Source organism: Streptomyces sp. CRN 30, assembly GCF_034105845.1.
On sequence record NZ_JAVRHI010000372.1, the window covers coordinates 31,205 to 52,573 of the forward strand.

The window sequence follows — 21,369 nt, forward strand, 5'->3', positions numbered from 1 at the left end:
TCTCTCAACTCCTCATAGACCTCACGTATCTCGGCCACCTCACCCTTCGAACGGGAGTACCTCATGACCATTTCTGACATGGACATGTCCATAATGGGCGGTGGTCAGCCGTCCCCGGCCGCCGTCTCCGCCACCGGTCTGCGCAAGTCCTACGGCGACAAGGTCGTCCTCGACGGCATCGACCTGCACATCCCGGCCGGGTCCGTGTTCGCGCTGCTCGGCCCGAACGGCGCCGGCAAGACCACCGCCGTGAAGATCCTGTCCACGCTCGTCACCGCCGACGGCGGGCAGGTCCAGGTCGCGGGCCACGACCTCGCCGCCGACCCGCAGGCCGTGCGCGCCGCGATCGGGGTCACCGGGCAGTTCTCCGCCGTGGACGGCCTGATCACCGGCGAGGAGAACATGCTCCTCATGGCCGACCTGCACCACCTGTCGCGCCGCGAGGGGCGGCGGGTCGCCGCCGAGCTGCTGAAGCGGTTCGACCTCACCGAGGCCGCGCAGAAGCCCGCCTCCACCTACTCCGGCGGCATGAAGCGCCGCCTCGACATCGCCATGACCCTGGTCGGCAACCCGCGCATCATCTTCCTCGACGAGCCCACCACCGGCCTCGACCCCCGCTCCCGCCACAACATGTGGCAGATCATCCGCGAACTCGTCACCGGCGGCGTCACCGTCTTCCTCACCACCCAGTACCTCGAAGAAGCCGACGAACTCGCCGACCGCATCGCCGTCCTCCACGACGGCAAGATCGCCGCCGAAGGCACCGCCAAGGAACTCAAGCGCATCGTCCCCGGCGGACACGTCCGGCTCCGCTTCACCGACCCCGCCGCCTACCAGAACGCCGCCACCGCACTCCACGACGCCGCCCGGGACGACGAAGCCCTCACCCTGCAGATCCCCAGCGACGGCACCCAGCGCGAACTGCGTTCCCTCCTCGACGGGCTGGACGCGGCCGGCATCGAGGCCGACGAACTGACCGTCCACACCCCCGACCTCGACGACGTGTTCTTCGCCCTGACCGGTGACGCCGGCATCCCCGACTAGCCCAGCCAGCGCAACCAGTCCAGCCAGCCCAGCCAGTCCAAGGAGACTGTCCGATGAGCTCCCTCGCCCTCGCCGTGCGCGATTCCTCCACCATGCTGCGCCGCAACCTGCTGCACGCCCGGCGCTATCCGTCCATGACGCTGAACCTGCTGCTCACGCCGGTCATGCTGCTGCTGCTCTTCGTCTACCTCTTCGGTGACGTGATGAGCGCGGGCATCGGCGGCGGCGCCGACCGCTCCGCCTACATCGCCTACCTCGTGCCCGGCCTGTTACTGATGACCATCGGCTCCACCACCATCGGCACCGCGGTGTCCGTCTCCATGGACATGAGCGAGGGCATCATCGCCCGCTTCCGCACGATGGCCATCCACCGTGGTTCGGTGATCACGGGGCATGTCATCGGCAGCGTGCTGCAGTCGGTCTTGAGCGTGCTCCTCGTCGGCACGGTCGCCGTGGCCATCGGCTTCCGGTCCACCGACGCCACCGTGCTGGAGTGGCTGGCGGCGTTCGGGCTGCTCGTCCTGTTCTCCCTGGCTCTCACCTGGATCGCCGTCGGCATGGGCCTGATCAGCCCGAACGCCGAGGCCGCCAGCAACAACGCGTTGCCACTGATCTTCCTGCCGCTCATCTCCAGCGCCTTCGTCCCGGTCGACACCATGCCCGGCTGGTTCCAGCCGGTCGCCGAGTACCAGCCGTTCACGCCGGCCATCGAGACCCTGCGCGGGCTGCTCCTCGGCACCGGGATCGGCCACAACGGATGGCTCGCCCTCGCCTGGTGCGTCGGGCTCGCGGTGCTCGGCTACTTCTGGTCGAAGGCGGTCTTCAACCGCGACGGGAAGTGACCGCTCCGCGCACTGACCGCGACGACCGCGGTCAGTGCGCGTAGCGGCGTACGGCCTCCGGGTGGATGACGACGCGGACCTGGTCGGCGGCCAGGAGGGGGGCGAGGTCGTCGGCCCGGGTCGGGTCGTCGAGGTCCCAGTAGCGGGCGGCGAGGCGGGAGACCAGGTCGTGCGCTCCGTCGGGCTCCACCGTGATGCGGCCGGCCACGGACACCCAGCGCTCGCGCTCGTCCGCCGGGGCCGCGACCACGAGGGAGGCGCGCGGGTCGCGCCGCAGGTACCGGATCTTCGGCGAGTCCGGCGCCGTGAAGAACTGGAGCGTGCCCTCGGGGGTGACCTCGAACCACACGGGCCGGGGCTGTGGCGGCAGCGGTCCCGCGGCCACGGTCAGGAAGCCGTGCAGGGGGCGGGCGAGGAAGGCGAGGTCCTCGGCGGTCAGCGGGCTGGTGGCGGTGTTCATCGCGGTCCCTTCACTCGGTGATGGCTGATGGGTGGTGGGTGGTGGACGTGGCGTGCGCGGTCATCGTCGCCAGGCTCCCGCTGCCGCGGCCCGTACGACGTACTCCTCGAAGGTCCGGGGCGCTCGCCCCAGCACGGTGGCGACGCCGTCCGTCGTCCCGGCCGCCACCCCGCGCTCCAGCAGGACGAACATCTCGGCGAGGTGGTGGGCGTCGTCCTTGTCCCAGCCCTCCTCGACCAGTGCCGCGGTGTACTCGGCGGGGGAGACCTGCCGGTAGGTCATGGGCAGGCCGGACGCCCGGGAGATCAGGTCGACGGCCTCGGCCCAGGTCAGGGCGCGCGGCCCGGTCAGCTCGTAGATCCGCCCGGCGTGCCGTCCGGGCTCGGTCAGCACCGCGGTCGCGGCGTCGGCGACGTCCTCGATGTCGATGAACGGTTCGGGCACCGCACCGGCCGGGAGCGCCAACTCGCCCGCGAGCAGCGGGGCGTGGAAGGCGTCCTCGTCGAAGTTCTGGTCGAAGTTGGACGCCCGCAGGACGGTCCACTCCAGCGCCGAACCGCGCACGGCGTCCTCGGCCGAGCGCATGTCCAGCCCGAACGGGGAGTCGCCCCAGTCGTCGGCGCCATGCCCCGAGAGCAGGACCAGCCGCCGTACGCCCGCGGCCTCGGCCCGTGCGACGAACTCGTGCACGGGGCCGGGTACGGGCGGGGGCACCACGTAGACGGCGGTGACGCCGCGCAGGGCCGCGTCCCAGCCATGGGGGCCGTCGGGGGTGGACCAGTCGAAGCGGGTCGGGCTGGACCGGGAGGCGGTGCGCACCCGCACGCCGCGCAGCCGCAGCCGGGCGGCGACCCGTCGGCCGGTCTTGCCGGTGGCGCCGAGGACGAGAGTGGTGGCGGTGGTGGTGTCGTGGGTCATGGCATCGATTCAACGGCTCGCGCCCGGACGATTCCATGGGCAGGAAGCCGGATCGCCTGTGTCATCGTCCAGACCCGTCTAGCCTCGGTGGGGTGGACGCATTCGGGGACCTCCTTCGCGAAATGCGGGCCCATGGCTCGCTGTTCGGCAGCTCGACCCTCACCCCGCCCTGGGCACTGCACTTCGTGGACGGCGCGCCGCTGACCTTGTGCACCGTGCTGCACGGGGCGGGCTGGATCATCCCGGAGCACCGCCCGCCCGAGCTGCTCCGCGCCGGCGAGACGGTCATCGTGCGGGGTCCCGCCCCGTTCACCTTCGTCGACGAGGTCGGCACCCGGGCCGAGCCGATCGCGTGCGGCGAGTTCTGCGCGACGCCCGAGCAGGGCGGTACCCGGCACCGGCTCGGCTGGAGCGACCGCGGTGACGACATCGGCGACAGTGACGGTGGCGGTGGCGGTGCTACGACGTTGATCGTCGGTGCCTATCCGGTGCGCGGCGAGATCAGCCGTCGGCTGCTGGACGCGCTGCCCGTCGTCCTGCGCGTGGCGTCCGGTGGCGGAGCCGATCCCGTACTGGAGCACCTGGCCGCCGAGGCCGCCGCCGACACCCCGGGCCAGCAGGTGGTCCTCGACCGGCTGCTGGACTGGCTGCTGGTGTGCGCGCTGCGCGACTGGATCGACCGGCCCGGCGGTGAACCACCGGCCTGGTACGCCGCCCAGCGGGACCCGGTGGTCGGCGACGCGCTGCGGCTGCTGCACGCCGAGCCCGCGGCGCCGTGGTCGGTCTCCTCGCTGGCCGGACGGACCGGGGTGTCGCGGTCCACGCTGGCGAAGCGGTTCGCCGAGCTGGTCGGCGAACCGCCGCTGACCTACCTCACCGGCTGGCGCATGACGCTCGCGGCGGACCTGCTGGCCGAGCGCGGGACGGCGACCGTCGCGGAGGTGGCCCGCGCCGTGGGCTACGCCGACGCGTTCGCGTTCAGCGCGGCGTTCAAACGGGTCAGGGGCGTCAGCCCGAGCGAGTTCCGGCGCACCCGTGCGGCCGCCGCCGGAGGCCCGCCGCAGCAGGACACCTGGGCCACCGGAGCGGTACCGGCCCGGTGAGTGCCTGCCTGACCGGAGAGCCGGGCAGGAGGGGGGCGTCGAGGAGGCCTAGCGTTCCGCCTTCTTCCACGGGCCGACCCCGAGCTTTCCGGTGGTGCCGAGGTCGAGGTGGGGGGTCACCGTCACCGGTTCGGCGCCCTCCTTCGCCCGGACCCGTACGTGCGGAACGTTGACCGCCGTGCCGAACTCGGTGGTGTTGCGCCAGGCCAGGCCCGCGGTCGCCGACTCGCCGGGCTCGAGCGTGACGGGAACGGGCGGTCCGTCGGACCCCAGCCCGGTGCTGATCTCGCCGGTGCCGTCGAGGACGGCGACGCCGTCGACAGGCTCGAAACCGTCGTCCAGGAGCTCCAGCCGCGGGTAGCCCTCGACGGTGTAGGTCTGTGTGCCGCAGTTGTCGAGGTGCAGGCTCACGACGCGCAGGCCCATGGCCGCGTCGCCCTCGTCGACGCCGACCCGGACGCCGGAGGCCGGGCACGTGCCCGGGGCGGCGGGGGCCTCGTCCGCGGGGACCTTGGACACTTGGAGCACCCGGGCCTGCGTCACCGACGACGTGAGGACCGCCAACTTCTCCATGGCTACGGTGCCCCGCACGGTCTTCCCGGGGCCGACGTCGCGCACGGTCTCGGTCTGGTTGGCCATGGCCCTGCCGCCGGCGTCCATGAAGGTGAAGACGACCGTGTAGGTCATGGCCTCGGCGCCCTCGTTGGTGACCTCGTAGTCGGCGGAGATGCCCGAGTCCGCGTTCGTGGGGAGGCTCTCCGCCGAGACCTGGTAACTGCGGGTGGGTGAGGGCGAAGGCGAGGGCGAGTCCGACGGGAGGGTCATCCAGGTGACCCGTACGCCGTCCTTGCCCGGATCGTCGACCGGTGTGCCGGCCCGCGACGCGGCCGTGTCGCCGCCGGCGCTTCCGGCATCCGCGCGCTCCGTCCCGCAGGCCGTGAGCAGCAGGGCGGTCGCGGCGAGGGCCGACAGGAAGGGGGTGGTCGCGGCGCGAGCCGGACGGAGGGAGACGGGTCTGCGCATCGGGTCATTCCATCAGGGCGTCCCGGTCACGTGGTCCACAGGTAGTCGCGCAGGAAGCCGTGGTTCCGCTGGGCCATGTCCCGGGCAAGGCCCACCACACGCTGGGCATCGTCCTGCCCGTGTTCGATCGCCGCCTTGAGGAAGCTGGGCTCGAAGAAGAGGTAGCTCAGCAGCTCGCCGCTGGACTGGCCGGCGCTGAGCAGCGTGGCCAACGCGGCCAGGTCCGGGTTGAGCGCGAGACGGTAGGGCGGGAAGTCCCGCTCGAGGACGTCGTCGGCGGTCGCACCGAGCTGACCGAACTGCCCGGCCCCCGGGCCGCCGAAGAGGATGCCCACGCTCCGGTACTCGTGCCCGGTCCGGCTCACCGCCTTCTGCCCGGCCGTGCGCGCGCTCTCCACCAGTCCGTTGATCTTCTTCGCGGTGCGGATGTCTTCGATCATGCGGTCGTTGAGTGCGCCGCGCATGATCAGCGCGATCATGTCCTGCACCGTCGGCTGCCTGGCCTGCAACCCGTTGGGCGGCCGGGGCGGATCGTAGTGCTCGGGGTCCGTGGCGATGACGACGAGACGGTTCGCCCCCAGGTCGAGCGCCGGCTTGAGAGGTGCGTTGAGCCGCACGCCGCCGTCTATGTACCAGTCACCGTCTATGTGCACGGGTGGGAACGCGACCGGGATCGCCGCGGAGGCCTGCACGTACTTGGGCTCCAGCCCGCATGGTTCGTAGTCCACGGCGCGATCGGCGTCGCTCAACGACCGCAGGAACTTCAGCCGCTGCCCCTCGACGAACACCTGGGTGCGGCCCGTGGTGGCCGACGTGGCAGCCACGCCCACGGCCTCCACCCGACTGCCGTCCACGGTGTTCTCGTGCAGCCGGCTCCAGTCCACCTTGGTCGCCAGCGTGTTCCTCAGCGGTTCGGTGTCGAGCAGTGAGGTGAGCGGCCCGCCGGGCAGGCGCAGCAGTTCCGCGAGTCCCTGCCCCACGTCACGCAGCAGGGCCGTCTGCAGGAACGGCTTGAATACTTGGTCCTTCGTGATTCCCGCCCATAACTCCACCGCCGCGGCCGCGGAATCGGTCGCCGTCAGATGGGCTGTCGCGGCGAAATGCGCCGCGTTGATGGCGCCCGCGGAGGTGCCGATGAAAACCGTGGGTCGCATTCCGCATTCTTCCAGCACCGGCAGGAGTACCGACGCCACGCCTGCCTCATAGGCGCCACGGGCTCCTGCCCCGGCCAGCACCATGCCCACCACGGGAGGCTCCTCGCCGAACTTGCGTTGTCCCGCGGCGAAGGAACTCTCCGCCGCCCTCACCTTCATGGCGGCCCCGGGATCCCGGGCGCGGCCCTGCTTCTTCGGAGTCGCGGGCGGCTGGTCGTTCGTCCGGTCGGCCATGATTCCCTCCGTCGTCGCCGGTTCACCTGGGTGGCGTCAGCGACGAGGAATTCGTTCACGTCATTCGGACAAGGACGCGTTCACGTCGCCCGCCTTCTTTCTTGAGACTGCTCGCCGGGTGGGTCGTCGAGCAAGTCATGGCAGAAGATTTCCCGACACCGGTGCCGGAACTCAGTCGACCCGCACCACGAACTTGCCGCGCACCCCGCCCGCCTCCAGGGCCCGGTGCGCCTCACCGATCTCCTCCAGGGGGAAGACCTCGTCCACCGCCGGGCGCAGCCTGCCGGTCCCCACGTAGTGCGCGAGGTCATCGAGGAGCGGGCGGCGCGGATCGCCGCTGAACAGGCGGACCCGGCCGCGGCCGTGCACGGCGCTGCCCGCGACGTACCCCAGCGACGCGACCGGACGCGACGGGTCGAAGGAGATCGTCACCATGCGCCCGCCGGGCCTCAGCAGGCGACGGTGGGCCCGCAGGTCGGTGCCCACGGTGTCGAGCACCACGTCGAAGCGGCCGAGTTCGTCCGGGCCCACGGCACGGTGGTCCACGGCGTGGTGGGCGCCCAGCTCGCGGACGAAGTCGAGGTTCGCGGCGCGGGCCAGGGCGGTGACCTCGGCGCCGCGGGCCCGGCCGAGCTGGACCGCGACGTTGCCGACGCCGCCCGCCGCGCCCCGGACGAGCAGCCGTTCACCGCGGCGCAGGGCGGCCTTGTCGCGGAGTGCGGTGATGGCCGTGGTGCCCACCGGGAGGGCGGCGGCCTCGACCAGGTCCAGTCCGTCCGGCACCCGGCCGAGCCGGTCGGGGCGCACCGTCACGTACTCGGCGGCGCTGCCGAGGTTCGTGCGGCCCAGTACGCCCCAGACCCGGTCGCCGATCCCGATCCCGGCTCCCTCTTCGTGCCCGGTTCCGTCGGTTCCGCCGGGGCCGGACGCGACGACCTCGCCGGTGAAGTCGATACCGATGCGCTGCGGGAACTTCCTGCCGGTGACGAGTGTGACCCGGCCGGAACGAGCGGTGAGCTCCCCGCCGTTCACACTGAGCGCGCGCACCCGCACCAGTACCTCTCCCGGTCCCGGCGCGGGACGCGGCACCTCGCCCACGTACAGCACTTCGGGACCGCCGAAGCGGTCGAACAGTACGGCTTTCATCATGTGGTCCGTCATGCCGCCGACGGTAGGCTGCCAAGTGGACGGCATCGTCCACTTACGGCGAAGGTGAGAGACAGTGACGGCGGAACCCTCTCGGATCCGGAGCCGGAACGGGCTGCGGGCCGACGCCCTGCGCAACCGGGAGCGCATCCTCGTCGCCGCCCGTGAGGTGTTCGCCGAGCGCGGTATCGACGCGCCGATGGCCACCGTGGCGCGGCGGGCCGGGGTCGGGGTGGCGACCCTGTACCGGCGTTTCCCGACCCGGGAGGACCTGGTCAGGTCCGCCTTCGCGCGGCAGATGGAGATCTGCGGCGGGGTGCTGGAGGAGGCCGTCGCCGATCCCGACCCGTGGCGCGGTTTCCAACGGCTCGTCGAGACGGTCTGCGCGCTGCAGCGCGAGGAGCGGGGGTTCCCCGCCGCGTTCTTCCTCGCCTTCCCCGATGCCACGCAACACGCACAGGAACGCGTGCAGGGGGAGCGGCACTTCGCCGCGCTGGTCCGCAGGGCGCAGGCGGCGGGTGCGCTGCGGCCCGACTTCCACCCCTCCGACCTGCTGGTGGTGCTGGTCGCCCACTGCGGCCTGGTGGAGGCGCTGCCCGACGACGGGGCGGCGTCCCGGCGGCTGGTGGCCTACCTGATGGAGGCGTTCCGCGCCGAGCCGGCCCGGGGTGCCCTGCCCCCGCCGAGCGCGCTGCGCCTGAGCGACTTCACCGACCCGTCGTCGCCGACGGCGGTCCGCCTCGGCCGCTGAGCTCCTCCACCAGCGCCTCCGCCAGCACCTCCGCGAGGTGTCGGCCCCGTACCCCCGCCAGCTGCTCCACCTGCGTGCGGCACGAGAAGCCGTCCGTCAGCACCACCGTTCCCTCGGGCGCCTCGCGGACCGCCGGGAGCAACTGATCCTCCGCGCACGCCACGGACACGTCGTAGTGCCCGGCCTCGAAGCCGAAGTTGCCCGCCAGGCCGCAGCAGCCGCCCGCCAGGTCGCCCGTCAGGCCCGCCGCCGCGCGCAGGCGGCGGTCCGCCGCGTCGCCCAGGACCGCGTGCTGGTGGCAGTGGGTCTGGCCGGTGACGGGGCGGTCGAGGCGGGGCGGGGTCCAGTGCGGGGCGTACTGCTCCAGGGTCTCGGCGAAGGTCCGCACGCGCGCCGCCAGCCGGGGCGCTCTGGGGTCGTCGTGCAGGAGCTCCGGGAGGTCCGAGCGGAGCGCGGCCGCGCAGCCCGGTTCGAGGACGACGACGGGGGCGCCGCTGTCCAGGACCGGTTCCATGAGGTCGAGGGTGCGGCGGAGGACCGTACGGGCCTGGTCGAGCTGGCCCGTCGAGAGGTACGTCAGGCCGCAGCACACCCGGTCCCGGCGGCCGAGCAGTCCGCGCGGCAGCCGTGACGTCCCGTCCCCGACCGGGGTCCGCCGCCGCCGTGCCGTCGGGGGCAGCGCCACCGTCAGGCCCGCCGCCCGCAGGACCCGTACGGCCGCCCGGCCCACCGAGGGCGAGAGGTGCTCGGTGAAGGTGTCCGGCCAGAGCAGGACGACCTGACCCTCCCCGGCCGTGCTCCTACCGCCCTCCTCCGCCCCCGCCCACCACCTGCTGAACGGCACCCGGGCCAGGCGCGGGACCTCCCGTTCCGGCGCGATGCCGCCGAGCCGTCTGCCCAGGGCCGCCAGCGGACGGACCCAGGCCAGTGCGTTGACCAGCCACGCCGTCCGCGTACGGGCCACCGCGCGCAGCCACACCGGCAGCCGGCCCATCGAGTAGTGCGCGGCGGGGCGGCGGCGCCCCGCGTAGTGGTGGTGCAGGAACTCGGCCTTGTACGTGGCCATGTCGACGCCGACGGGGCAGTCCGAGCGGCAGCCCTTGCAGGACAGGCACAGGTCGAGGGCGTCACGGACCTCCTCCGAGCGCCAGCCGTCCGTCACGATCTCGCCCGCCAGCATCTCGTGCAGCAGCCGGGCCCGGCCCCGCGTGGAGTGCTCCTCCTCGCCGGTGGCCCGGAAGGAGGGGCACATCACGTCCGGGGCGCCCGGTGCGCGCGCCGTCGTCGTACGGCACTTGGCCACCCCCACGCACCGGCGTACGGCGGCGCGGAAGTCCCCGCCGTCCTCGGGGTAGCCGAAGGCCACGTCGACGGGGTCGCGGGGCAGGGCCGCGAAGCGGAGGTTCGCGTCCAGGGGGGCCGGGCGGACCAGCATGCCCGGGTTGAGCACGTCGTCCGGGTCCCAGACGCCCTTCGCCCGCTCGAAGAGGGCGACGACCTCGGGGCCGTACATGCGCGGGAGCAGTTCCGCGCGGGCCTGCCCGTCGCCGTGCTCGCCCGAGAGCGAGCCGCCGTGGGAGACCACCAGGTCGGCCAGGTCCTCCGAGAAGCGGCGGAAGCGGGCCACTCCCGCCGTCGTGATCAGGTCGAAGTCGACGCGGACGTGGATGCAGCCGTCCCCGAAGTGCCCGTACGGCGTGCCGCGCAGGCCGTGGTCGGTCAGCAGCCGTCTGAAGTCCCGCAGGTACGCGCCCAGTCGGGCGGGCGGCACCGCGCAGTCCTCCCAGCCCGGCCAGGCCTCGGTGCCGTCGGGCATCCTCGTCGCCGTGCCGCTCGCGTCCTCGCGGATGCGCCACAGCGTGCGCCGGTCGGCCGGGTCCGTGACCACGCGCGCGTCCAGGGCGTCCGCCGCCCGCACGATCGCCTCCCCGCGCGCGCGTGCCTCCGCGGCCGTGTCACCGCCCGTCTCCACGAACAGCCAGGCGCCGCCCCTCGGCAGGTCCGCGCCCTCGCGCACCAGGTCCGCCGCCATGCCCTCGACGGTCAGGGGGCGGAGCGGCAGCAGCCCGGGCGCGGCCTGGGCCGCCGCCGTCTCGTCGGCGTACGCCAGCACGGCGAGCGCACACGCGCGCGGGGCCTCGACGAGGCGTACGACCGCTTCCGTGAGGAGGCCGAGCGTGCCCTCCGAGCCACAGAAGGAGCGGGCCACGTCCGCGCCGTGCTCGGGGAGCAGGGCGTCCAGGGCGTAACCGGAGATGCGCCGCGGGAGCGAGGTGAAACCTTTGCGGAGGAGCCCCAACTCCCCCAGCACAAGCGGACGGAGCCCTTCCGGAGCGCCCGCCCAGTTCCGGCCGAGGCGGAGCCGGTCGCCGGTGCCGCCGAGCACCGAGAGCTCCGTCACGTTGTCGGCGGTCGTGCCCCAGGCCACCGAGTGGGAGCCGCAGGAGTTGTTGCCGATCATGCCGCCGAGCGTGCAGCGGCCGTGGGTGGACGGGTCGGGGCCGAAGCGCAGGCCGTACGGGGCGGCGGCCTCCTGGAGGCGGTCCAGGACCAGGCCCGGCTGGACGACGGCCCGGCGCCCCTCCGGGTCGAGGGAGACGAGGCGGTTCATGTGGCGGGTGAAGTCCAGCACCACGCCCGTACCCGTCGCCTGGCCCGCGATCGAGGTGCCCCCGCCCCGGGCCACCACCGGGACCCCGTGCTCGCGGCAGACCGCCAGGGCCGCCGCCACGTCGTCCGCGTCCCTGGGGGCGACGACACCGAGCGGAACCCTGCGGTAGTTGGAGGCGTCCATGGTCATGAGCGCGCGTGCGGCCGGGTCGAGGGCGACCTCGCCGCGTACGGCCTCCCGCAGCGCCGCCCGCAGTGCGGCCCGCGGCTCCCGGTCGTCCGTCATGGCCCCAGCATGCCTTGTTGAGAGAGTGTCACTTTCCAGCCACCCCGCTGATCTCAGCCGCCCCTTGCTGCAGTTGCACCTGTCACCTGATGCTAAGAACGTGACTGGAAAGTTCCCAACGCTTTCGCAAAGTCTCATATAGTGACCGCCAGGTGCGCAAAGGTGTCGGCTCTCACCTGAAGAAGAGATCCGAAAAACGACCACGACCGCTCGAAGGACCGCCTTAGGACCCGCCCCGAGGGCCACCCCAGACCACGGTGAACGCCCGCGGACCCGACCGAGGAATCGATTGATGACCTCCCCCACGCCCCCCGGCGAACGGCCCGCCGCCCGCAGCCTCCTGCCCGCCCTCTCGCTCACCGTGGTCCTGGCCGGGCTCGCGGTGGCGAGCGCGGTCGTCGTCGCGCCCGACTCCGTGCGGGTGCCCCTCGCGCTGGGCGGCAGCGCGGCCGCCCTGCTGCTGTGTGCGGCCGTCGCCGTGGCCGTGCACGGCGTCCTCGCCACCCGGGCGGCGCGCCGTCAACTGGAGTCCGTCACCCAGGACGTGGGCCGGCTGCTCCAGGAGCGGGCCCGGATCGCCGAGGACGCCCGCAAGGAACGCCTGCGGCTGACCGACGAGATGGACCGGGAGCGGGCCCGCCTGACCGCCGAGCTGGCCCAGGAGCGCACCCGGCTCACCGAGGCCCTCAACACCGAGTGCGCCCGCCTGGCCGAGGAGCACGAGGCGGAGCGCGCCCGGCTGGCCGACGAGTACACGGCGCAGGCCGCCCGGCTGGCCGAGGAGCGGGCCGTGGAGACCGCCCGGCTCGCCGAGGAGAACGCCCGGACCGTCAAGAAGCTGCGCGAGGCCGACTCGCGCCGCGCCGCCGCCGTCTCCGCCACCGCCAACGTGGCCGGCCGCATGCAGGCCCTGTCCACCGGGATGCTCGCGGACCTGCGCGCGATGGAGGAGAAGCACTCCGACGAGGACGTGCTCACCGACCTCCTCCACCTCGACCACCGCACCGCGCAGGCCGGACGCCTCGCCGACTCCATCGCCGTACTGACGGGAGCCCGTTCGGGCCGCCGCTGGGCCCGGCCGATCAGCATGGAGTCCATCCTGCGCGGCGCCATGGGCCGGATCAGCGGCTACCAGCGGGTGCGCGTGCACTCCGCGAGCGACGCCGCCGTCGCCGGGCACGCCGCCGAGGGCGTGATGCACGCGCTCGCCGAACTGCTCGACAACGCCGCCAACTTCTCCCCGCCCACCGCCGAGGTCCACCTCTACGTGGAGCAGGTCCCGGCCGGTGCCATCATCTCCGTCGAGGACAGCGGTCTCGTCATGGGCGAGGTGCAGCTGCGCCGCGCCGAGCGGGCGGTCTCCGGCGAGGGCACCGAGCTCGGCGGTCTGACCGGCACCCGGCTCGGCCTCGCCGTGGTCGGCCGGCTGGCGAAGCGGTACGGCCTCAAGATCTCCTACCGGCCGTCGGCCCGCGGCGGAACGGGCGTGCTGATGCTCATCCCGCAGGACCTCCTCGTCTCCCCGGACGGCCCGACGGGCTCGGCCGCACCCGGCATCCAGGCGACTCCCTCCGCCCGTGCCGTCCCGGCCGGCCGCACCGCCGCGGCCGCGCTTCCCGCTGCGTCCGCCGCCCCGGAGCTCCCGCGCCGCGGCACCCCGGCCCCGGTCGCCGCCGCCCCGGCGCAGGACGCCGAGGTCTCGTACGCCGCCGCGCTCTCCGGAACCGACCTGGACCCCGACCCGGTGCCCACGCACGAGTTCCCCGACTCCGACGACGCCGGCCCCGCCGGGAACGTGGACACGCTCCCGCACGGGCTGCCCAGGCGCCGCCGCGGGCGCACCCTCGCCGAGGCCGAACGCGCACGGAACGCCGGCCACTCCGGCACCCCGCGCACCGCGCCGGCCGCCGGGGACGCCAAGACGCGCGCCACCCGCTTCGGCACCTTCCGGCAGGCCGTGCGCCACACCCCCGACCAGGGCGGCACCGGTCAGGGCACCCCGGACCGGACCGCTCCCGGCCGGACCGGCCTCCAGGGCTCCCAGGGCGTCCAGGGCACGACCGGACCGGCCGCGGACAGTGCCGTACCCGGCGCCGTACCGGCCCCGGACCCGCGCGCACCCGAGTCCCGGCCGGCGGCCGACAGCCCCGTACCCGGCTCCGCACCCGGTGCCGAAACGTTTCCCGGACCCGACGGCGGCAGTGCAACGGCCGCCCCGTCCCCCACGCACCCGCATTCTCACCCGGAAGGCGACACCACCTCATGACCGGCACGACGACCGCCGACGACAAGCTCACGTGGCTCATCGAGGGCCTGTTGCAGCGCACCCCGGGCGCACGGCACGCGCTCGTGCTGTCCCGTGACGGCCTCAAACTGTGCCGGACGCCGGAGCTCTCCGCGGACCAGGCCGACCAGCTCGCCGCCATCGCGGCCGGCATCCAGTCCCTCTCGCACGGCGCCTCCGTCGAGTTCGGCGACGGCACCGGCGGCGTCCGGTCGGCCATGACCGAGTTCTACGGCGGCGTGCTGTTCATCGTCGAGGCGGGCGAGGGCGCCCACCTGGCCGTGGTCACCGCCGAGGACGCGGACGCGGGGCTCGTCGGGCACAACATGAGCGAGCTCGTCGAACAGCTCGGTGAGTACCTGACCGCCCAGCCCCGGACCTCATGAGCGGCCCCGGCAACAGGCCCGGCCGGGACGACTCCCCGGACCGTCTCTACACCGTCACCGGCGGACGCAGCCGGTCGGGCGCGGACAGCCCCTTCGACCTGGTGACCCTCGTCGTCGCCGAGTGCGACCCGGTCCCCGGCATGCAGTCGGAGCACGCGAGGATCCTGCGGATGACCGAGCGCCCCACGGCGGTCGTGGAGATCGCCGCCGAGCTGCGGCTGCCGGTCGGCATCACCAAGATCCTGCTGGCCGACCTCCTCGCCGCGGGCCGCGTCAGCGCCCGCCACCCCCGCCAGGAAGCCGTACCCGACCTCGAACTTCTGGAACAGGTGCTCGTTGGACTCCGCAACCTCTAGAGCGAGCGCGCCGCTCGGCGCGTCGGCCAGCAACGGCCTCAAGATCGTGGTCGTGGGCGGCTTCGGCGTCGGCAAGACGACGCTGGTCCGCGCGGTCAGCGAGATCCGTCCCCTCAACACCGAGGAGACGATGACGCAGGCCGGCGCGTCCGTCGACGACACCACCGGCATCGACGGCAAGACCTCCACCACGGTCGCCTTCGACTTCGGCCGCATCACGCTCGACTCGCGCAATGTGCTCTACCTGTTCGGCGCGCCCGGACAGCAGCGCTTCTGGTTCCTGTGGGACCGGCTGTTCTCCGGGACGCTGGGCGCCGTCGTCCTCGTCGACACCCGGCGGATCGACGACTCCTGGTACGCCATCGACCGCCTGGAGAAGCACGGCACGCCGTTCGTCGTCGCCATCAACGACTTCGGCGGCCCGGACTTCGCCCCGGCGCAGATCCGCGAGGCCCTCGACCTGGACCCGCACGTCCCGCTCCTGCGCATCGACGCCCGCTCCCGGGAGTCCGCCAAGGAGGTCCTGATCACCTTGGTCGAGCACGTCGCCACCCTGTACGCCAACCACGTACAACCCTCCCAGGAGCTGGTGTAATGCCCATACCCCTGCGCGGTCCCGGATCCCATGAGGAGCCGGCCGAGATGTACCGGGCTATGCGGCGCAAGCACGGCCCCGTGGCCCCGATCCTGCTCGACGGGGACGTCCCCGCCTGGCTGGTGATCGGCTACCGCGAGCTGCACCAGGTCACCGGCGACCCGTCCCTGTTCAGCCGCGACTCCGAGCTGTGGAACCAGTGGGACAACGTCCCCGAGGACTGGCCGCTGCGGCCCGTGATCAACCGCAAGCAGCCGTCGATCCTGTACACCGTCGGCGAGCGGCACCGGCGGCGGGCCGCCATGCTCAGCAACGCGATGGACGGGGTGGACCCGTCGGTGCTGCGCGCCGACTCGGAGCGGTTCGCCGACGCGCTGATCGACACCTTCTGCGGCAAGGGCGAGGCGGACCTCGTCAACGAGTACGCGATGCTGCTGCCGGTGCGGGTGCTGGCGCACATCTACGGGTGGTCCGACGACGAGGGCATGGCCCTGGTCACGTCCATGACCGACATGATCAACGCCGGTGAGCGGGCGTTCGAGGGCCAGAAGCACCTGTACACCTCCTCGCACGAGCTGGTGGCCGAGCGGAAGGCCGAGCCGGCCGACGACGTGGTCTCCCGGATGCTCGCCGAGCGGGGCGAGTTCACCGACGAGGAGATCGTCCAGGACCTCATGATCCTGATGTCGGCGGGCCACCAGCCCACCGCCGACTGGATCGGCACCTCGCTGCACCTGATGCTGACGGACGCGCGGTTCGCGGCCTCCCTCTTCGGCGGCCGCAGCAGCATCGTCGAGGCCATGAACGAGGTGCTGTGGGAGCAGACGCCCACGCAGAACATGCCGGGCCGGTACGCCACCCGCGACACCCACCTCGGCGGCCGCCAGATCAAGGCCGGTGACCTGCTGATCCTCGGCATCCAGGGCGCCAACTCCGACCCCCAGGTGCGCACCGACGGCTCGGCGCTGACCGGGGGCAACAACGCGCACTTCTCCTTCAGCCACGGGGAGCACCGCTGCCCGTTCCCGGCGCAGGAGATCTCCGAGGTGATCGCGCGGACGGGCATCGAGGTGGTGCTGGACCGGCTGCCGGACATCGACCTGTCGGTGCCCGCCGAGTCCCTGAAGCGGCGCGAGTCGCCGTGGCTGCGGGGGCTGACGGAGCTGCCGGTGCGGTTCTCGCCGACACCGGCGCTGGGCGGCGGGGACGCCTGAGGTGAGCGGGGCGGGGGCGTCCGGGGGAAGCGGGGCGGGGGCGGTTCCCGCTCGCCCCGCCGCTCCTGCCCGTCCTCTCCCCGGTGGGGACGAGACGCTCGTCTCAGTGCACGGACTTCGTTTCCTCCGGGTTTCGCCGAGCGGCTAGGCTCGCCGACGTGGCTGAGATCCGGATTCCCGCTGACATCAAGCCCGCCGACGGTCGCTTCGGCGCGGGCCCCTCCAAGGTGCGGACGGAGGCGCTGGACGCGCTGGCCGCCACCGGTACGTCCCTGATGGGCACCTCCCACCGCCAGGCCCCGGTGAAGAACCTGGTCGGCAAGGTGCGCGAGGGCATCGGCGAGCTGTTCCAGCTCCCCGAGGGGTACGAGGTGGTCCTCGGCAACGGCGGCTCCACCGCCTTCTGGGACGTCGCGACCCACGGGCTGATCGAGAACAAGTCGCAGCACCTCAGCTTCGGCGAGTTCTCCTCCAAGTTCGCCAAGGCCTCCAAGCTCGCCCCGTGGCTGGCCGAGCCCACCGTCATCTCCTCCGACCCGGGCACCCACCCGGAGCCCGCGGCCGAGGCGGGCGTGGACGTGTACGCGTTCACGCACAACGAGACCTCCACCGGTGTCGCCGCCCCGATTCTGCGGGTCGGGGGCGCCGACGAGGGCTCCCTCGTGCTCGTGGACGCCACCTCCGGCGCCGGCGGCCTGCCCGTCGACATCGCCGAGACCGACGTCTACTACTTCGCCCCGCAGAAGTCCTTCGCCGCCGACGGCGGCCTGTGGATCGGCGTGTTCTCCCCGGCCGCCATCGAGCGCGCCGAGCGGATCCACGCGAGCGGCCGGCACGTCCCGGAGTTCTTCTCCCTGCCGACGGCGATCGACAACTCGCGCAAGAACCAGACGTACAACACCCCGGCCCTCTCCACCCTGTTCCTGCTGAACGACCAGCTGGAGTGGATCAACGGCCAGGGCGGCCTGGACTGGGCCGTGCGCCGCACCGCCACCTCCGCCCGCACGCTGTACGGCTGGGCCGAGGACATCAAGTACGCGAACCCCTTCGTCACCGACCCGGCCAAGCGCTCGCAGGTCATCGGCACGATCGACTTCAGCGAGGACGTCGACGCCGCCGCCGTCGCCAAGGTGCTCCGCGCCAACGGCATCGTCGACACCGAGCCGTACCGCAAGCTCGGCCGCAACCAGCTGCGCGTCGCGATGTTCCCGGCCGTCGACCCGGCGGACGTCGAGGCGCTGACCAAGTGCGTCGACTACGTGATCGAGCAGCTCTGACCGCTCCCTCCGTACGTACGACGTGAAGGGCGCCCGGCGCGACCGCCGGGCGCCCTTCGCCGTTCACCGGCTGAGCCGCTGGAACCTGCGCACCGCGAGCGGCAGGAACACCACCGTCAGAATGAGCGGCCACGCCCCCGCCATCAGCAGCGCGTGTCGCTCGATCCACCCGTCACCGCCGCCCACCGGCGTGCCGAAGAGCTCGCGGGTCGCCGCGGCCGTGGACGAGATCGGGTTCCAGGCGGCGACGAAGCCCAGCCAGTCCGGCATCAGCTGGGGGGCCACGAAGATGCTGGAGATCATCGTCAGCGGCATGGCGACCGCGAACAGGTTGCCCGCCGCCTCCGGGTTGGGCACCAGCAGGCCCAGCCACACCCCGACCCAGATCAGGGCGATCCGCAGCCAGAGGAGCAGTCCGAAGGCGGCGAGGAAGCCCCAGCCGCCGTCGGGCCGCCAGCCCATGGCGAACGCGGTGCCCATCATGATGAGCAGCTCCACGCAGGCCAGGACCAGATCCGTCACCCCGCGCCCGGCGACCACCGCGGACGAGGCCATCGGCATGGAGCGGAACCGGTCGATGACGCCGTTGGTGGAGTCGTGGACCACCAGCGTCGCCGTGTTGATGAAGCCGAAGGCCATCGACATCACGAACATGCCCGGCATCAGGAAGTCCTTGTAGTCGCCGCCGCCCGGCACCCGCATCGCGCTGCCGAACACGTACCCGTACAGCAGGACGGAGACGATCGGGAAGCCCAGCGCCCAGAGGATGTTGGCCGGCTGGCGCTGGTAGTGGGTGAGGCCGCGGCGGACCAGGTTCCAGCAGTCCACCAGGACCCAGTACGCCCGGCCGTGCGCCGGCCGCTCCGCGAGGGCCAGTGCGCTCATGCCGCAGCCTCCTTCTCCGTACGGTGCCCGGTCAGGCGCAGGAACACGTCGTCCAGGCTCGGCCTGCGCAGACCGATGTCCTGGGCCGGCACGCCCTCGTCCTGGAGGGTGCGCGCCACCTCCGTCAGGGCCGCCACGCGGTCGGTCACCGGCGCGTGGACGCGCAGCTCCGTGTCGTCCGTCTCCGGTTCGCCGTCCGCGACCCGGGCCAGCACCTTCGCCGCGCGCGGGATGTCGGCGCGCTCGGCGACGACGACCTCGATGCGGTCGCCGCCCACCGTGTTCTTCAGCCCGTCCGGGGTGTCGTCCGCGATGGCCCGCCCCTGGTCGATCACCGTGATCCGGGAGGCCAGCTTGTCGGCCTCGTCCAGGTACTGCGTGGTCAGCAGCACGGTCGTGCCACCCGCCACCAGGTCCCGCACGGACTCCCAGACCTCGCCCCGGCTGCGCGGGTCGAGACCGGTCGTCGGCTCGTCGAGGAAGAGGACGGCCGGAGTGAGGATCATCGAGGCGGCCAGGTCCAGTCTGCGCCGCATGCCGCCGCTGTACTTCCCGACCCCCTTGTCCGCCGCGTCGGTCAGCCTGAACTGCTCCAGCAGCTCGCCCGCCCGCAGCCGCGCCCCCTTGCCGCCCAGATGGAACAGCCGGCCGAACATCTCCAGGTTCTGCCGCCCCGTCAGTACCTCGTCCACGGCCGCGTACTGCCCCGTGAGCCCGATCCGCGCCCGCACCTCCTGCGCCTGCCGCGCCACGTCGAGTCCGGCCACCGTCGCCCGGCCCCCGTCCAGCCGTAACAGCGTGGCCAGGATGCGTACGGCGGTGGTCTTGCCCGCGCCGTTCGGCCCCAGCAGGCCGTGCACCGTGCCCTCGCGCACCGCCAGGTCGAAGCCGTCCAGCGCCCGCTTCTCCCCGTACCGCTTCTCCAGCCCTTCGGCCCGCACCGCGTAGCCGTCGTTCCCCATGGTCCGCGCTCCCCCTCCGTCCACAACTGGGTACGTCGTACCCAGTTCGAGGAGAGTACACCGTACCCAGTTTCCGCGCGACCGATTACCCTGAAGCCATGAGCAGTGGCACCAAGGGCACGGGCGGCACGGAGACCAGCGGCAGCGGCGACATCGTGCGCACCCTCGAACTGCTCTGGGACACCGGCAAACGCCCCAGCCGCGGACCCAAACCGGGCCTGACCCTGGACCGGATCGTGGAAGCGGCCGTCCAGGTGGCGGACGCGGAGGGCCTGGAGGCGGTGTCGATGCGCCGCCTCGCCACCGAGCTCGGCACCGGCACCATGTCGCTCTACCGCTACGTGCCCGGCAAGGCGGAGCTGCTCGACCTGATGCTGGACCGGGTGCAGAGCCTCGACGCCAACCCGGTCACCCGGCACGACGGCAGCTGGCGCGGGGCCCTGGAGGCGATGGCCCACGCCTCCCTGGCCCTCCACCGCCGCCACCCCTGGCTGCTCCAGGTCAACCAGACCCGCCCGATCCTCGGGCCCAGCGCGCTCGACAGCATGGAGGCGGTGCTCATGTACATCAAGCCCATGGGCCTCACCGACCCGGAGCTGCTCTCGGTGATCATCATGGTCGACGGGTACGTCGTCGGAGCCGCGCGCGGACAGCTCCACGCACAGGACGCGGAGCTTCGGACGGGCCTGACGGACGCGGAGTTCTGGCAGGCCCAGGAGCCCGTCCTCGAGAAGGTCATGACATCGGGCCGCTACCCGGTCATGGCCGCACTGTCCGACGACACCTTCGGCCCCGACTTCGACCACTTCGAGTTCGGCCTGCAACGCATCCTCGACGGACTCGAAGTGCTGGTCACCGAGCGCGCCGCAGCCGCCGAACCCCCCACAGCACCACGATGACGGCGGCCACGGCCACCACCCCCACCTGCACGTTCTTCGTGGACCCGGCGTCGTCGCCCGCGTCCTCCCCGGTCTGCGCGCTCCCGCCGCCGGACGGCTCCTTCGCTCCCCCGCCCGCGGCCGGCGCCGGCCGCGGCTCCACCGAACTCCCCGACCCCTCGCTGCCGTACATGATCTGCGTCCCGTCGGGGGTGTAGGTCATCGACTCCCCCTGCCGCTGCAGCGGGACACTGAGCCGGCCGGTCTCCTTGATCTTCCCCCCGTTCCAGTCGAACGCGGTGCCGCCGAAGTACCCGCGGACGGCGAGCTGTTCGCCGTCCGGGGAGAACGCCGCGTCGGTGGCCCAGAGGTCGACGGCGGCGATCTCCTCGAAGACGTTGACGCCGCTCGCGGACAGGGTGGCGGGCCCCTCGTACAGCGCGCCGCCCGCCTTCTTCTTGTCGACGACGTAGACCCGGCCGGTCTTCGGGTGCACCATCAGCGACTCGGCGTCGCGGGCACCGTCGGCGTACTGGACGACGTACTGGGTGGCGCGGACCGTCTGGTCCTGAAGCTCCTTCGGCTCGGGCAGCCGGTAGATCCACACGTGGTCCCAGGTGCCGCCGAGGTTGTCGCCGATGTCACCGACGTAGAGCTCGTTCCCCGGCCCGATGGAGATCGCCTCGACGTCGCGCGGGGCACCCACGCCGCTCATGGTGACGGTGGCGACGGTCTTCCCGGTGGCGCTGTCGACCGCGTACAGGAAGGCCCCGTCGTCGCTGTCGTTGTGGGTCCAGTAGATGCCGGGGTGCTGGCGGGACGCGGCGAGGCCGCTGGACTCCGTGATCCGCGGGTCCTCGATGGTGAATGCCTCCGCGTCGGCGACCGCGGGCGCGGCCTGGGCGGCGGCGAGGAGGAGCCCTGCGAGGCCCGCGAACAGCGGGAGTGATCGACGGCGCAT

General features: G+C 72.7%; 20 protein-coding genes. 11 read left to right on the forward strand and 9 right to left on the reverse strand.

The window, feature by feature from the left end:
- Nucleotides 1-78: 78 nt before the first annotated feature.
- Together UW392_RS39465 and UW392_RS39470 are read left to right on the forward strand one after the other, a co-directional pair.
- Nucleotides 79-1,044, forward strand: a complete 966-nt coding sequence (locus tag UW392_RS39465) for an ATP-binding cassette domain-containing protein (protein ID WP_320780069.1) — start codon at nt 79-81, stop codon at nt 1,042-1,044.
- A 53-nt stretch (nt 1,045-1,097) separates the two neighbouring features.
- Complete coding sequence (locus tag UW392_RS39470; RefSeq protein ID WP_320780070.1) at nt 1,098-1,886, forward strand: ABC transporter permease; 789 nt, start codon at nt 1,098-1,100, stop codon at nt 1,884-1,886.
- A gap of 31 nt (nt 1,887-1,917) precedes the next feature.
- Here UW392_RS39470 and UW392_RS39475 read toward each other — a convergent pair whose 3' ends face one another.
- Both UW392_RS39475 and UW392_RS39480 read right to left on the reverse strand, forming a co-directional pair.
- Nucleotides 1,918-2,346, reverse strand: a complete 429-nt coding sequence (locus UW392_RS39475; RefSeq protein ID WP_320780071.1) for a pyridoxamine 5'-phosphate oxidase family protein — start codon at nt 2,344-2,346, stop codon at nt 1,918-1,920.
- A gap of 60 nt (nt 2,347-2,406) precedes the next feature.
- On the reverse strand, nt 2,407-3,264 hold the full coding sequence (locus tag UW392_RS39480; protein ID WP_320780072.1) for an NAD(P)H-binding protein: 858 nt from the start codon (nt 3,262-3,264) through the stop codon (nt 2,407-2,409).
- Nucleotides 3,265-3,356: 92 nt separating this feature from the next.
- On the opposite strand from UW392_RS39480, the gene UW392_RS39485 reads away from it, so the two are divergent.
- A complete protein-coding gene (locus UW392_RS39485) occupies nt 3,357-4,367 on the forward strand; it encodes an AraC family transcriptional regulator (RefSeq protein WP_320780073.1) in 1,011 nt (336 codons plus the stop codon).
- 48 nt (nt 4,368-4,415) lie between these two features.
- Here UW392_RS39485 and UW392_RS39490 read toward each other — a convergent pair whose 3' ends face one another.
- The 3 genes from UW392_RS39490 to UW392_RS39500 all read right to left on the reverse strand — a co-directional run bounded on the left by UW392_RS39490 (nt 4,416) and on the right by UW392_RS39500 (nt 7,939).
- Nucleotides 4,416-5,390, reverse strand: a complete 975-nt coding sequence (locus UW392_RS39490; protein ID WP_320780074.1) for a DUF4232 domain-containing protein — start codon at nt 5,388-5,390, stop codon at nt 4,416-4,418.
- A gap of 26 nt (nt 5,391-5,416) precedes the next feature.
- Nucleotides 5,417-6,778, reverse strand: coding sequence for a patatin-like phospholipase family protein (locus UW392_RS39495; RefSeq protein WP_320780075.1), 1,362 nt, complete (start codon nt 6,776-6,778; stop codon nt 5,417-5,419).
- Between the two features lie 171 nt (nt 6,779-6,949).
- Nucleotides 6,950-7,939 carry an NAD(P)-dependent alcohol dehydrogenase gene (locus UW392_RS39500; protein ID WP_320780076.1) on the reverse strand — a complete coding sequence of 330 codons (990 nt, stop codon included), beginning with the start codon at nt 7,937-7,939 and terminating at the stop codon, nt 6,950-6,952.
- A 61-nt stretch (nt 7,940-8,000) separates the two neighbouring features.
- On the opposite strand from UW392_RS39500, the gene UW392_RS39505 reads away from it, so the two are divergent.
- On the forward strand, nt 8,001-8,675 hold the full coding sequence (locus tag UW392_RS39505) for a helix-turn-helix domain-containing protein (RefSeq protein WP_320780077.1): 675 nt from the start codon (nt 8,001-8,003) through the stop codon (nt 8,673-8,675).
- Here UW392_RS39505 and UW392_RS39510 read toward each other — a convergent pair.
- On the reverse strand, nt 8,632-11,571 hold the full coding sequence (locus tag UW392_RS39510) for an FAD-binding and (Fe-S)-binding domain-containing protein (RefSeq protein ID WP_320780078.1): 2,940 nt from the start codon (nt 11,569-11,571) through the stop codon (nt 8,632-8,634). The genes UW392_RS39505 and UW392_RS39510 overlap by 44 nt on opposite strands.
- Nucleotides 11,572-11,863: 292 nt before the next feature.
- Between UW392_RS39510 and UW392_RS39515 the strand changes: the two genes are divergently transcribed.
- The 6 genes from UW392_RS39515 to serC all read left to right on the forward strand — a co-directional run bounded on the left by UW392_RS39515 (nt 11,864) and on the right by serC (nt 17,683).
- A complete protein-coding gene (locus tag UW392_RS39515) occupies nt 11,864-13,837 on the forward strand; it encodes an ATP-binding protein (protein ID WP_320780079.1) in 1,974 nt (657 codons plus the stop codon).
- Nucleotides 13,834-14,241, forward strand: coding sequence for a roadblock/LC7 domain-containing protein (locus UW392_RS39520; protein ID WP_320780080.1), 408 nt, complete (start codon nt 13,834-13,836; stop codon nt 14,239-14,241). Before UW392_RS39515 ends, UW392_RS39520 begins: the two co-directional genes overlap by 4 nt.
- On the forward strand, nt 14,238-14,597 hold the full coding sequence (locus tag UW392_RS39525) for a DUF742 domain-containing protein (RefSeq protein WP_320780081.1): 360 nt from the start codon (nt 14,238-14,240) through the stop codon (nt 14,595-14,597). Before UW392_RS39520 ends, UW392_RS39525 begins: the two co-directional genes overlap by 4 nt.
- On the forward strand, nt 14,578-15,192 hold the full coding sequence (locus UW392_RS39530; RefSeq protein WP_320780082.1) for a GTP-binding protein: 615 nt from the start codon (nt 14,578-14,580) through the stop codon (nt 15,190-15,192). Before UW392_RS39525 ends, UW392_RS39530 begins: the two co-directional genes overlap by 20 nt.
- Entirely contained in the window at nt 15,192-16,406 is a 1,215-nt protein-coding gene (locus UW392_RS39535; protein ID WP_320780083.1) for a cytochrome P450, read from the forward strand. The genes UW392_RS39530 and UW392_RS39535 overlap by 1 nt, the downstream gene beginning before the upstream one ends.
- Nucleotides 16,407-16,564: 158 nt before the next feature.
- The gene (gene serC, locus UW392_RS39540) at nt 16,565-17,683 is read left to right on the forward strand and encodes a phosphoserine transaminase (RefSeq protein ID WP_320780084.1); all 1,119 of its coding nucleotides are present in this window, start codon (nt 16,565-16,567) and stop codon (nt 17,681-17,683) included.
- A gap of 63 nt (nt 17,684-17,746) precedes the next feature.
- On the opposite strand, the gene UW392_RS39545 is transcribed toward serC, so the two are convergent.
- Both UW392_RS39545 and UW392_RS39550 read right to left on the reverse strand, forming a co-directional pair.
- On the reverse strand, nt 17,747-18,568 hold the full coding sequence (locus tag UW392_RS39545; protein ID WP_320780085.1) for an ABC transporter permease: 822 nt from the start codon (nt 18,566-18,568) through the stop codon (nt 17,747-17,749).
- Complete coding sequence (locus UW392_RS39550; protein WP_320780086.1) at nt 18,565-19,530, reverse strand: ATP-binding cassette domain-containing protein; 966 nt, start codon at nt 19,528-19,530, stop codon at nt 18,565-18,567. The genes UW392_RS39545 and UW392_RS39550 overlap by 4 nt, the downstream gene beginning before the upstream one ends.
- Before the next feature lie 98 nt (nt 19,531-19,628).
- Between UW392_RS39550 and UW392_RS39555 the strand changes: the two genes are divergently transcribed.
- Complete coding sequence (locus UW392_RS39555; protein ID WP_320780087.1) at nt 19,629-20,429, forward strand: TetR/AcrR family transcriptional regulator; 801 nt, start codon at nt 19,629-19,631, stop codon at nt 20,427-20,429.
- Here UW392_RS39555 and UW392_RS39560 read toward each other — a convergent pair.
- Nucleotides 20,383-21,369: a WD40 repeat domain-containing protein gene (locus tag UW392_RS39560; protein ID WP_320780088.1), complete on the reverse strand. Its 987-nt coding sequence runs from the start codon at nt 21,367-21,369 to the stop codon at nt 20,383-20,385. The two genes, UW392_RS39555 and UW392_RS39560, sit on opposite strands and share 47 nt — an antisense overlap.